11 protein-coding genes and 1 pseudogene are annotated in these 12,670 nt (G+C 59.6%); 7 read left to right on the forward strand and 5 right to left on the reverse strand.

The window, feature by feature from the left end:
- Window positions 1-18: 18 nt before the first annotated feature.
- A complete protein-coding gene (locus NKI32_RS03740; protein WP_502897904.1) occupies window positions 19-798 on the reverse strand; it encodes an alpha/beta fold hydrolase in 780 nt (259 codons plus the stop codon).
- A 132-nt stretch (window positions 799-930) separates the two neighbouring features.
- On the opposite strand from NKI32_RS03740, the gene NKI32_RS03745 reads away from it, so the two are divergent.
- The 4 genes from NKI32_RS03745 (at window position 931) to NKI32_RS03760 (ending at window position 5,771) form a co-directional block, all read left to right on the forward strand.
- Window positions 931-1,839 (forward strand): LysR family transcriptional regulator, encoded by a 909-nt coding sequence (locus NKI32_RS03745; RefSeq protein ID WP_352597767.1) that lies wholly within the window; start codon window positions 931-933, stop codon window positions 1,837-1,839.
- 441 nt (window positions 1,840-2,280) lie between these two features.
- Window positions 2,281-3,783: a winged helix-turn-helix domain-containing tetratricopeptide repeat protein gene (locus NKI32_RS03750; RefSeq protein ID WP_353001883.1), complete on the forward strand. Its 1,503-nt coding sequence runs from the start codon at window positions 2,281-2,283 to the stop codon at window positions 3,781-3,783.
- Window positions 3,784-3,972: 189 nt separating this feature from the next.
- Window positions 3,973-4,806, forward strand: coding sequence for a thermonuclease family protein (locus NKI32_RS03755; protein WP_353001885.1), 834 nt, complete (start codon window positions 3,973-3,975; stop codon window positions 4,804-4,806).
- 239 nt (window positions 4,807-5,045) lie between these two features.
- Window positions 5,046-5,771 carry an SOS response-associated peptidase gene (locus NKI32_RS03760; RefSeq protein ID WP_353001886.1) on the forward strand — a complete coding sequence of 242 codons (726 nt, stop codon included), beginning with the start codon at window positions 5,046-5,048 and terminating at the stop codon, window positions 5,769-5,771.
- Window positions 5,772-5,940: 169 nt separating this feature from the next.
- Here the strand turns inward: NKI32_RS03760 and NKI32_RS03765 are convergent, their stop codons facing one another.
- Window positions 5,941-6,783 (reverse strand): plasmid partitioning protein RepB C-terminal domain-containing protein, encoded by an 843-nt coding sequence (locus NKI32_RS03765; RefSeq protein WP_023731574.1) that lies wholly within the window; start codon window positions 6,781-6,783, stop codon window positions 5,941-5,943.
- Complete coding sequence (locus NKI32_RS03770; RefSeq protein ID WP_353001888.1) at window positions 6,777-8,381, reverse strand: recombinase family protein; 1,605 nt, start codon at window positions 8,379-8,381, stop codon at window positions 6,777-6,779. The genes NKI32_RS03765 and NKI32_RS03770 overlap by 7 nt, the downstream gene beginning before the upstream one ends.
- Before the next feature lie 114 nt (window positions 8,382-8,495).
- On the opposite strand from NKI32_RS03770, the pseudogene NKI32_RS03775 reads away from it, so the two are divergent.
- From NKI32_RS03775 to NKI32_RS03785, 3 genes and pseudogenes are all read left to right on the forward strand, one after another.
- A pseudogene (locus NKI32_RS03775) lies at window positions 8,496-8,892 on the forward strand (type II toxin-antitoxin system HicB family antitoxin).
- A gap of 199 nt (window positions 8,893-9,091) precedes the next feature.
- Window positions 9,092-9,409 (forward strand): YMGG-like glycine zipper-containing protein, encoded by a 318-nt coding sequence (locus tag NKI32_RS03780; protein ID WP_023731577.1) that lies wholly within the window; start codon window positions 9,092-9,094, stop codon window positions 9,407-9,409.
- 527 nt (window positions 9,410-9,936) lie between these two features.
- Window positions 9,937-10,104, forward strand: a complete 168-nt coding sequence (locus tag NKI32_RS03785) for a hypothetical protein (protein ID WP_023834013.1) — start codon at window positions 9,937-9,939, stop codon at window positions 10,102-10,104.
- Window positions 10,105-10,298: 194 nt separating this feature from the next.
- On the opposite strand, the gene NKI32_RS03790 is transcribed toward NKI32_RS03785, so the two are convergent.
- Entirely contained in the window at window positions 10,299-11,177 is an 879-nt protein-coding gene (locus tag NKI32_RS03790) for a YihY/virulence factor BrkB family protein (RefSeq protein ID WP_023830230.1), read from the reverse strand.
- 125 nt (window positions 11,178-11,302) lie between these two features.
- Window positions 11,303-12,487, reverse strand: coding sequence for an acyltransferase family protein (locus NKI32_RS03795; RefSeq protein WP_353001890.1), 1,185 nt, complete (start codon window positions 12,485-12,487; stop codon window positions 11,303-11,305).
- Window positions 12,488-12,670: the final 183 nt, after the last annotated feature.

Below are 12,670 nucleotides of genomic sequence, written 5' to 3' on the forward strand. Positions count from 1 at the left end.
TCAGGTGACGGTGATCGCTCAATGGGCCTGCGCCGCCTCCTCGATCACTTCAGCAACATTTGCCGGATGAGAAAGCATGACAACATGCGATGCACCCTGCACGACCACCACTTCGCGCGCGTGCGCACGCTTCGCCATGAAGTCGTGCAGAGCCGGAGGGATGCTTTTGTCTGCCGAGCCGTAGACGAAGTAGGAGGGAAGGGTTTTCCAGGCGGCCGCGCCTGAAGCTTCCTTCAGCGCGGTCTCGGCAACAGGTCTCTGCGTAATAGCCAGCAGCGCCACCTGCTCCATAGGCAGGTCGGCGGCAAAGGGTCCGGCAAATTTTGCCGGATCGACGCTCAACTGAAGGCTGCCATCTGGAAGCGTAATTGGCTTGGCCAGAGCCGCGCCAAGCTCGCTACCCGGAAACTTGCTGATCAAAGCGAAGGCGCTCTCGCCCTTGTCAGGCGCGAATGCGGCGACATAGACCAGCGCCCTGACATTCTTGCCGTTAAGCGCGGCGTTTGTGATGACGGACCCGCCATAGGAATGGCCAACCAGCACAACAGGCCCGTCGATGCTCTCCACCACGCTGGCAACGGCTGCGGCATCGCCAGAGACGCTTCGAAGCGGGTCCGCTACTGCCACGACCGTGTAGCCATCGCGAGAGAGAATCGGGATCACTGAATTCCAAGACGAACTGTCTGCCATCGCACCGTGAACCAGAACAATGGTGGGCTTGCTGGACGCGGCTTCGGTCGCCCCAGAGGCGAGCAAAAACGCAGCCACTGCCGTCACCGCCAGCGGCCAGCCGAACAGGACACGTTTGATTTCACACTTCATAGATCTCTCCTTGGAAGGCTCGGCTATCTGTCGTTGTATCGATATAAACGATGATGACTGAGAGATAATGCTTGTATTTGGCATGATATTCATGCCAATTTTGCAAGAATGGACGTTGACGACCTCAAGACATTCTGCCGCGTCGCTCAACTTGGCAGCATTGCGGCTGCGGCGCGGGCCGAAGCCAGCGAGGCATCGACATTGTCTCGCAGGATAGCTGGACTGGAAGCACAGCTTGGGACACGACTGTTCCAGCGAACGACCCGGAAACTGTCGTTGACAGAGGCCGGAGCGATTTTCCTGTCTCGCATCCTGCCTATTGTGGACGAGGTTGCGGCGGCCCGCGAAGCAGCGCTTGCCACCGTCGAACAGCCAAGCGGCATGTTGCGCGTTACAGCCTCAAACGCCTACGGCGAAGCGGTCGTCGCGCCACTGCTGGCCGGATTCTGCGCGCAGTACCCGCGCATTGAAATTGATCTGCTGCTCTCGGACGCTTTGGTGGACCTCGTTGCCCAGCAGGTCGACGTCGCCTTGCGTCTCGGGCCGCGTCCGACCGGCGACCTCATCGTCTCCAAGTTAAAGACAATCGAGCGTCGTTTGGTGGCGTCGAAAGAATATCTGTCTTCAGTGCCTCCAGTCGATCGGCCAGAAGACATTGGTGCGCATGTCTGTTTGCCGACCACGAATTCACCTCAAACGCCGCTGTGGCTGTTCAGGCGGGATCTCGAAAATATCGAATTGACCGTGCCGGCGAAGATCAGGACCAGCAACACACTGGCGCTTCGCCAGTTGGTACGCGACGGCGTCGGGATCTCGCTGCTGCCGGAGTGGTCGGTGGATGAGGACATCAAGAGCGGAAGGCTTGTCCAACTCCTCCCTGGTTGGAAGATCAGCGTCGGGGCGCAGGAGAGTGCCGTATGGGTCGCTTATCCTTCGCGCGCCTACCTGCCGCTGAAAACGCGGAAATTTATTGATTTCTTTAAAAAGCAGATATTGTCGGAGGGTTCGAACTCTTGATCCTCTACCACCTTCGAGGTCCTAACCATTCTCCGATCCCTTCATGGCTTCCCGGAAGCCCGGCGTTTGCGGGATGTGCGGCCGAAAGCTGGGGAGAGCGGACACAACGTTCCCACCCAAACTGCTCTCCGAATGCCCATCTTTCTCCGAAGCTGGGGAGTACCTCCCAAAATCCCTAGATTCACAACAGCAATATCAATGCTTTACCGCCAGCCTTGCTCCGGTCAGTTCTGCGGTTCCCTATCTCTGATCAGCGGCGCAGGCCAATACGCAGTCGGGGTAGCCACTCCGGACATTCGCGCGCAGCGGCCAGCGCCCGATCGCTATCTTCTAATCGATGGACAGGTGGCCGCGTTCTGGGCATAGGCCTCGAAAGCGACCCCGGGATTAAAGGGGTGCCGACACTGTTCCGAAAACCGCCGGAACGTCTAATATGCCCAGATGCAGGGGACACGCATCGCTTTTGGTCCGTTCGTACTCGATCCCGACGTCGGGACGCTCCTGAAAGAGCAGATCCCGATCGTTGTTGGGCATCGTGGGCTGACGCTGCTTGCTGCGCTTACGGCCCGGCCCGGCGAGATCCTGACCAAGGCCGAACTGATGGACGCTGCCTGGCCGGGAACCGCCGTTGAGGAAGGCAACCTTACGGTCCAAATAGCGACACTGAGAAAGGCACTCGGTCCGGCTGACAACGGCGGCGAGTGGATCGCCACGGTGCCTCGCGTCGGCTACCGCTTCACCGGGACTGTCGAGCCGGTGGCGAGCGCATCCCGCAGACCGATACCAGGGTCCGGCAAGCCGTCGATTGCGGTCCTGCCTTTTGCCAATTTGAGCGGCGATCAGGACCAGCAGTATCTCAGCGATGGCATAACCGAGGACATAATTACGGAGCTGGCCAGGTTCCGCTCCCTCCTTGTCATCGCGCGGAATTCATCTTTTCAGTTTCGCTATCCGGCATTGGACATTGCCGAAGTCCATCGCAAACTCGGAGTTCGCTACCTCGTCGAAGGCAGCATACGAAAGCTCGGTGATCGCATTCGGATCACCACACAGTTGATTGACGCTTCCACCGGTACCCACCTGTGGGCCCAACGGTACGACAGGGCCCTCGACGACATCTTCGCATTGCAAGACGAGGTTGCGGCTCTCATCGCCTCGATGGTCGAAGGCCAGGCGGAGGCCGATTCGACGAGCAGGACCAGACGCAAGCCTCCGGCCGATTGGGATGCATACGACTGCTACCTGCAGGGGCGCGCACAGTTCTACCGGTATGAACTGGACATGGCCGAGCCCCTATTCGTCCGGTGTGTCGAGCTCGATGCGACGTTCGCTCAAGGCCACGCCTTCCTCGCGCAGGCGCTCGTCGGCAGATTTTGGTACGACAACGATCCGCGGACGCTACAGAACGCCTGGGACTCGGCACGAACGGCGCTCGCTCTCGACAGGAGCGATGGCGTCTGTCACCAGAGCATGGGCCTGGTGCTTACGCACATGCGCCAGCACAGCGACGCGGGAGTGCATTTCGAGCAAGCGCGCTCATTAAACCCGTTGGACGTGAACATAGCGGGGGACTACGCAAGCTGGCTCAACTACGGCGGCCGGGCCGAGAGCGCGCTGAACGTGCTTGAATCTGCGCTGCTGCGCGACCCGTTACCTCCAATATGGTTCTGGGAGGTGAAGGGCAGCTCCCTCTTTCTGCTAAGAAGGTACTCGGAGGCCGTCGGTTCGTATCAGAAGGCCGGCGACCAATTCTTCATTCATGCCTTTCTCGCAGCGGCGTACGCTCATTTGGGCGAGACGCAGAAGGCGCGTGCTGAAGTTCAGGAAGCACTGATAAGGAAACACGACCTGACTATCCGGCTGATTTCACGTCTCCCGTTCGCCCACCAAGTCGACCTCGAGCTTTTCACGTCAGGCTTCAGAAAGGCCGGTTTTCCCGCGTGAACGCACCTTCGGGAGCGCGCCGGTCAGGCCCGACAGCCGAATGCACCCCAACAGGTCATCGAACCCCCTTAACCGAGATCGAAGTCGAGGGGGCGTCGGCACGCATCGGCTTCGGGGCTAGCATTCCGCGCGTCTCGTCTTCTGGACTCTTCGTTGAAACAGTCGCATCCTCTCTGCGGGGATGAGGGCGTGGACAAATACCGATACGACAATCGATCTGATCGCTGGCGAAGGCGAACCGGTGCCAAAGATAGCCGTGCGCACCGATGGGCGAATGTGCCGCGGCGCCTGATTTTGGTGACTGCGGTAGCGGCTGGCGCTCTGGTCGCGCAAACCGCCATCCAGCACAGCGAAAGTTTGCCAGAGATCAATGCATCGAATTGGTTCGGCTCGAAGCCGGCGCCGATCGCCGGTGTCGCGTCTGTGATCGACGGCGACACGATCGAGATCCACGGACAGCGCATCCGCTTCAACGGCATCGATGCGCCCGAGAGTAAGCAATATTGCGAAGACGCTAAGGGCTTCGAATACGCCTGCGGGCGCCATGCTGCCCAAGCCTTGGACGAGTTCCTGGCTGCATCGCGTCCGTTGTATTGCAGCTTTGTTAACCGAGACCGGTACGGCCGGCTTGTTGGGGATTGCGATCGCGCCGACGGTCGCAACGTCCAGAGCTGGCTTGTCGAGCGGGGCTTGGCACTAGATTGGCCGCGCTACAGCCACGGAGCCTACGCAAGACAGCAGGCGAAGGCCCAGGCGGCGAAGGTCGGTCTGTGGGCTGGAGCGTTTCAGGCGCCATGGGATTGGCGCGCCGAGCATGCGAACGGCACCACCAGGCCGTCAGCAAAACAACCACTCGGTATCATGCGTAATGGGCAGGTGGCGCAGAGCTATTCTTGTCAGCCACGGCGAACCTGTCCCCAGATCAGCTCATGCAACGAGGCGAACTGGTATTTGGCCAACTGCTCTTGGGGCGGCAAGCTCGACCGCGACAAGGACGGCATTCCTTGCGAGAGCCTTTGCTAAGTCCGCAGTGAGAGGGACTTGGCATGATCGTCGTCGACTTTGCCCTTTTTGCCTCCACGGCGCACACCAAGGGGAACTCTGTGGTCGCCCAGAGCCTTCCGCAAGGCTACTGGCGAAGGCAATCAATCGGTCACCGCCGCCAAGATACGCGGCGTCTGGCGCCGCAGCGACGAGAATAGGAGAATTCCGACCTTGGCCCGCTCAGCGTGCCTGAACTCCTGCGCAACTGAGGCAGAGCGATGTGCGGACGTTACACCAAATATCTGTCGTGGTCGGAAATCCACCGGCTCTACCGCCTGACTGCGCCGGCGGAGACGGGCCGCAACGACGAGCCCCGGTACAACATCGCGCCGACTCAGGATGTCCCATTCGTCACTGCCGGTGAGGATGGCAACCACAGGCTCCGTGAAGGGCGCTGGTGGCTGGTCCCTTTCTGGGCAAAGGAAATGCCCAAGGCGGCTATGTTCAATGCGAGGATTGAGGGCATCGATACAGCGCCCGCCTTCCGCGACGCCTACAAGTCCAAGCGCTGCCTGATCCCTGCCGATGGCTTCTCCGAGTGGACGATATCGCCAGCGGACGGCAAGAAAGACCCTTGGCACATCTACCAGCCAGGCCACCCGCCTTTCTCGTTCGCCGGGCTTTGGGCTTACAATTCCAATCTCGACATAACCAGCTGCAACATCATCACCGAGCCTGCCGCAGAACCGATGAAGCAGTTGCATGATCGGCAGCCTCTCATTCTCGACCCGGCCTACTATGACGCCTGGCTGGACCCGGCGACGCCCAAGGACAGCCTCAAGGACATTCTCAGCCACGACATCGACGGTCAGCTGCAGTTCAATCGCGTTGGGCGTGAGGTGAACACCAGCGCCGTCAACAAGTTGCCCAACGACGCATCCCGGCCTAGTCGGGCCGATCAACCCGCTATGAGCAAGAACCGGGCCGGCTTGCCGAAGACATGACAGCGATTCCGCGCGGCCGAGAGCCGATCGAAAATCGCTTTGCGAGCATTCTGGCTGCGGCAAGCTCGGCGGGTTTGGCTTTTCGAGGCATAGACAGAAGTCACATTGGTTCTGTTGTTTGCGTCCCGGCGACGGCTATCGGTTTCTATAGGAGTTGACGTCCGACCATCTAGCGCCCCTGTTCGAGGCATGGCATCGAGAAGCTGTGAAACTCTTCAAAATGCCCCGGAAAGGTCCGGGCGAGATACCGCACCACTCTGGAATTATCCATCAACCGGTCGAAAAAGCGGTTGGCTGCGACAAGCTCCAGGCCCACCTGGCCATGACGTTCCGCGGCGCTGAGAACCGCAAGGCTTACCGCGCCGACATCGAGCACCATCGCGCCGCGCTGGTCTTCCGCCTGTGTGGTGATCGTTGAGAGATTAAAACCCTCGACCAGCAGGGCTTGCGGTGTCAGAGCGACGAGTAGTCTCGCGTAGGTGATCCTGACCCGGTCCATCGCCACCATCAGCCGGGCAATCTCCAATTGCCTGGCTGGCAGCACCTTCTGGAGCAACCCGAAGATTTTTGTTTTTACCGGCGCGTCCCGAAGCAGGTCGAGGACATCAGGGCAAATTCCGTTAACGGCTTTCCGGTTCTCGCCTGTCTCGGAAGCGGGTTTTCCGGGAGAGCAGAACATTTGCGGCTCGCGGGTCGCGCCACGCAACCTATGTGCCAGTAGGCTTGGCATTGTCCTGAAGCCCTCGGACACCAGCGTGGCGCAGAATTGCTTGTCGCGCATCATCAGGTGGAGCGCCGCTACTATCCGGTCTAGGCTCTGTTCAGACTTTGCCGCTTGCGTTACGAAATCGCGCATGCGTTTGCATTCCGTATCGTAGGTCGCCAAAAATTCGTGTGAACGAAGCCTCTTCTTGGACCCTAATGCGCCAGCAACAATATTGCTCGCATGTCTGTCGCCACCGTTTTCCAACGCACGGTAGGCGGCGTCCTTGGCTAAGCGCTTGACTACCAAGCCACGCCTCCGACAGGCTCTCGCTCTGCCAACCTGATAATGGGGTCGAGCGTGGGAAAAATATAGCTGTCCAGGGGTATCCCATTGATGGCATGCAGTTCCGATTTACCCGCGATCTCGTGGGCAGGCGCAATCAAATAGTCCCGAATGGTCAGGTCGCCGGGATTCATACGGATCAGGACGAAAATGTCGGGTAGTGGCCGTTTATCGGCCTTGGAAAACCAGCGTGGATAGCCGAAGCCGGAAACCCTGCATCGGCCCATTGTAATCGCCACCGTGATCTCCTCGTTTATCCGCAGGAGGTCCATCGCCATGTCATGGGCAGCAACCCCGCCCTGCTTATCAATCGCGCCCACAAGATCCCGGATAATCTGCAGCCTCATTGATTCCAGGTGCCGGTTCACGCCGATGAAGCGGTAGTTTTTGGATGGCTCGTATCCGATCAGTTCATAGGCTTTGATAATGGTTCCAAAACGCCACTGGTAGCGTTGGGCCGGCGGGCACCCGGGATCCGCGTCGATCATGGCCAACGACAAGGCGCCACGGCGAGCCAGAAGTGCCCTAAGAGCGGCCAGCATCTCGTCGTTGGTCATGTGGCGATAGATGGTCTTGAGCACGATCTGCGCCCGGTCGAACAGTTTGCGGTCGACGATCGGCTCCAGGACGTTTTCCACCCGCACCCACTGTTCCGGGGGATTTCGGACTTGATGGCTTCTCAGCCGGGCCGAATGCTTGTTCCAGACGCTGTTGCCAATGTAATTTTCGTTGGTCAGCACCGAGTGCACGGATTCCCGCGTCCATGGTCGCCCCAAATCGCTGAGCACGCCGCGCTTGTTGAGCAGTCTTGCCATCTCCAGCTCTGTCTTGCGTGTTCTGACAAAGTGACTGAAGATCCACTTCACTGTCGCAATCTCGTCAGGCGGGCCGAGCACCAGAACTATTCTATCCGCCTGCTGGCTCTTGTATTCGTAGGATGAAAGGATGCCTTTTGAGCGGCCGTGTTGATCGACAAGCAAGCGCCGCAGGCCAAAGCCGGCCTTCCCGCCCTGCCGGAAGCCCAGCCGGATCAATCTCGCCTGGCCGATGAAGACTTTTTGCGAGAGCATTCTGCTCTGCTCGGCAGCCATGCTCCGTTTGATTGCTTTGAGGACGTCTGACCCGATGCTGCCGTCGTTTGCGAATTGCTCGGCGCAAAATTCGATACGGACGCCGGCCATCTGGCATCGGTATTCGTAGGCTGCGCTTTCATCAATGTTCTGAAAACGCCCCCAACGGCTTACATCATAGACCACAACCGTCTCAAAATCGGCTCGCCCACTTTCGACATCGGCCAACAGCTTCTGAAGACCGGGGCGCCCTCCAAGGTTTAAACCGCTGCGACCGAGGTCCTCGTAAGTGGCGACAATGTCGTAAGCCATGATATCGGCATAGTCGCGAATGGCATCCGCTTGGTTGTCGATCGAGTAGGTCTGGTGTTCCGTCGACATGCGCACGTACTGCGCGGCGCGAACTCTAGGCACAGTCTGGTTCCCGCCATCTAACTTTGGCACTTTCCCCACACTCTCGACCGTTGCCCAGGCAATGTCTGCCTGGGGCATGCCCAACCTACTAGGCAGCTTCCTACGGTCCCATTAGGAATACCTCGACAGTTTGTGTCGAATGGCTCGATAGTCTGATCGAGCCTCGAAGCCGCTCCTTGGGGGAACCGACCCGTGCGTCACTATATCGGACTGATCCACAAGCAAGCGGACAGCGACTTCGGCGTATCCTTTCCCGATTTTCCGGGCGTGGCCACCGCCGGCACCAACCTGGCCGACGCCCGCGCCATGGCCGAAGAGGCCCTGGCCTTCCATCTCGAAGGCCTTGTCGAGGATGGCGAAGCCATTCCCGAGTCATCATCCCTGGAAGATGTTATGTCGGACAAGGACAATCTCAACCGGGTCGCCGTCCTGGTTGCCCTGAAAGCCGAGGCGAAGAAGGTCGTGCGCGTCAACGTCACCATCCCGGAAGATGTCCTCAATCGATCAATATGCGGAACGGCATGGCTACAGCCGATCTGGATTCCTGATCGCCGCCGCGCAAAAGGCGATGCGCAACGAGCCAGCCTAGCTGCTCCTCAAGCGGATTCAAACCGAGGCGCGATCGCCCGGTTCGTGCAAGGCGTTTCCGCTTTGGCAACCATTGTCTTCAAGGCCCGAGAAACCACGTCTCATTTCGTGAGCGGGCGTGCCGCCGTTTGGCCGCATTGCGCCAGCAACTGGCAACCATTCGCCCCGATCCGCGTTTGGGGCTCCAAAGGAGTTCCAAGATGATGATCAGACAAACTATTGGCGCCGTGCTCATGACTGCAGCACTTGCAGGCTGCGCGACCCAGACCGAACAGCAGCAGAGGGCAACCACAGGCGCACTCATCGGCGGCGGTGTCGGCGCCCTCGCCGGCCAAGCACTGGGCGGCAACACCGAAAGCACGGTCGTGGGTGCCGCCGGCGGTGCCTTGCTCGGCGCTGTCATCGGCCAGTCGACCACGCCGCAGCGCCGCGGCGAACAGCTTTGCCGCTACCAGGACCGCCGCGGCCGGATCTACACGGCGCCTTGCGATGATCGCTATTACAACAACGACTATTGATCCAGCCTCCCTGGAAGTGCGGCTCTCTAACCTTTGCTGCCGCCCTTCCAGGGACCCGGGATCCGTTCGGCGTTTCACACTATGAGACCCCGCTCCGACACCCTCTGCCTCATGAGCTTGCGCTTGGTGCTTGCAAGTATCCATTTCACGGAGGCGCCGTGAAGCGGTGGTTTTCGGCGCCAACAATGACATCGCATTGCGGCTGCTGAAAGTGTCGACAGCGACCATCGGCTGCGGCCGAAGAGCCGGGGTGACGGTCACGCTGCCAAGCAGCATCAAGTCGCCAAGCGCGCCTTGGTCAAGCGAACGGCTTGCGCTGCATGCACAAAATGTGGGATAATTTGTTAGGTGGAGATTCTCGCTCACACCATCCAAAGGCTTCCTTCGGAGGCCTTTTTCATGTCATGTTGCTTGGCAACTGAGTGCCACAACGAATGGGTGGCAGTCCTCGCCTAAACCAGGCGAAGGAGCACTGCCGCCCCGGTCCTTCGACCGCTTTCACGTCGTAAGCTTGGAGAACAATCCCGATGCTCAAAAGCATTGCGGGCTGGCTCGATGCTGCAACTGCGATTGCCATTGTTCGGCTCCTGATTGACCTCATGAACCTGTACCGCTCCGCTGCCGCCAAGAAGGCGCCGGACGGCAGGCGCGCGAGTACAAAGCCGATACGCAAGCGCCGTCCGCGTCGCCGCTGAACCGCGTCTTTCGCAACTCAAACTGTGACCCTCATGGTTTGACCAACCAGCGCACTTGCACTCATTATATGGTGTCGACCGTATCCAGCTCGCGTGCCCTGCTCGGTGATGCGGCGCCGATGGGTGATGTGGCGAAGCCCCGGCCGGTGCGCCGCGCGCCTAGTCGATTTGGTAGTTAGTGGCATGTGTTGCAGTCAAGCACTGTGAAGCACAGCATCCAGATCGGACCTGCTGCCGTGTCGAATGGAATAGGCGCGAGTGATTTCCGCACCAAAAAGAAAAATTTCCGCCGAGTAGTAAGCCCACAGCAGGATGACGAGCAGCCCACCGGCGGCCCCATATGAGGCCGCGACCGCGCTGGAGCCTATATACCAACCGATAAGCGATTTCCCGAGCGTGAACAGGGCAGCGGTTACAACAGCGCCAATCCAGACATCCCGCCATTCCAGGGTTCGATCAGGCAAGATCTTGAAGATAGCGGCGAAAATAGCTGCGAGGAGGACAAAAGAAACGACCGCGTTGATAACGGCCAGGACAAGTGTCCCGAACGGCAACTGTGCGTTGATGAGGTTGCCTAAGGCCGAAATCGCCGCGCTCGCGACTAGAGAGACGAGCAACATGAAGCCAAGTGCGGTGACCAGTCCCAGACTTACCGCACGTGCGCGCACCAGGCGCGACAACGAACTGCCCTGCGCCTCGACCTTCCATATCATGTTCAAGGACTGCTGTATTTCGCCGAAGACCCCGGAAGCGCTCACAAGCAAGGTGATGATGCCAATCACCGCCGCCCAGGTGCCGCCGGATGGCTTTTCGGATGCGCTCTTCAGTGCGGTTTGCAGGATATTTGCGCTTTCTGTACCCATCATCCCTGTGATTTGGGCGGACAATGCCGCTTGGGCTGCCTCGTGACCGAATGCGAGACCCGCAATTGCAACCACGATGAGCAGAATTGGCGCCAACGATGTTGTGGCATAAAAAGCGATCGCCGCGCCATGGCTGAGAGCATTGTCGTTGACGAACCCAACGACGGCTTCTCGCACCATTGCCCATGCATTTGTGATCGCGCGATGCATTTTGCGCCCCAGTCGAATTGGCGTTCACTAGCAATGCACCAGCACATGTGATGTTCCGGTTGCGGGCTACTAACGCCCTCAGGGGGAGCAGGCAACGTCAGTGGTTATGCGCCGCGCTTGGCGCCCTACTCCGCCGCGGTCTTCTCGAGCACCTGCGCAATTTTCCGGCCAAAGCGCTGGACAACGAAGCGGCCCGCCTTCTGGCCGGGGACCTCGATCAGAGTGTAGGTGATCCAGGACAGCAACGTCACCGTCGGCAGCACAACGGCAACGACGATGGCGAAGCGCAGCGGCGCCGACAGTTCGTGGCCGAACTCACTGATGACGAACGCCGCGACGGGCTGCAGCACCAGCAGATGGATCAGGTAGATGCTGAAGGAAAGCTCGCCCATCAGGTGGAAGAACCGGTTGCTGAGCGTCACGGCGATCGCTCGCGCCAACATTCCCGCCCTTCCAGGCAGCATGCGGTAGAGAACCAGCGCAAAGAAGCCCGCCACAAGCGCTTCACGCACCAGAAGCTTGCCCAGCCCCGGGTCGCCGCCAAAGGGCAGCGCCGCCAAAAGCATGGCCAATGCCAGATAGAGGAACGGCCTCGGTCGGCTCTGATGCACGACTCCGGCCAGCAGCATCCCGCACAGGAATATCTGTATCTTCAGCGGCAGAAAGGACGGCATCGGAAAATGGATCGACAACAGCCGCATCGCAAACACGATGACGCAGCCGGCCGCCGCGACCACAAGGGCGCTCCTGATCCAGTCCAGCCTGCGCACCAGCAGCATGACGGCCGGGAACACGGCATAGAACTGCATCTCCAGCCCCAGGCTCCAGTCAGGCAGCGGCGTGCGATAGGCGAGGTTCGGCACCAGCCCAAACAGGAACGTGAGATGAGCGACGATGTTCTTCAGGCTGCCGTCGAGGTAGCGTTCCGGCGCCTGGTGCGATCTGGAGAGGAAATCGTCGATGATGATCCTGCAATCGTAGAGATAGGGGCCAAGCGCCAGCGCCAGGAAAAGCATGACATAGAACAGCGGCGCGATCCTGAAATAGCGGCGCGTCCAGAATTTGAGCCAGGTTTCCGATCTTTGCCAAGGCTCCTTTTCCTGGCGCAGCTGATAGTGGAACACCATCAGGAAGCCGGACAGCATGATGAACAGGTCGACGCCGAGATCCGGCTCGCCGACGATCGGAATTTGCCAGCCGGTCAAAAGCAGGCAGTGCCCGACCAGCACCCAGATCGCCGCAAGCGCGCGAAGCCCGTCCAGGCATACGATGCGCGACGACTTGATGATGCTGGTTTCGTAGCTAGCCATGTTGCACTGCAGCATGGCGCCTGAGGAGCGATTGTCAACCCGGTGAGAGATGACGAATTACGGCTACGATGGCGGATGCCGAATTGTGCCGATCTCCTCGCCAGACAATAGGCTGAACGGACAGGCACCTTTTCAGGAAACCGTCAGCGCGCCCCCAACGACCGAAATCAGGCGCAAAGCAGT

Source organism: Mesorhizobium sp. M0761 (assembly GCF_040320205.1).
Taxonomy (GTDB): Bacteria; Pseudomonadota; Alphaproteobacteria; order Rhizobiales; family Rhizobiaceae; genus Mesorhizobium.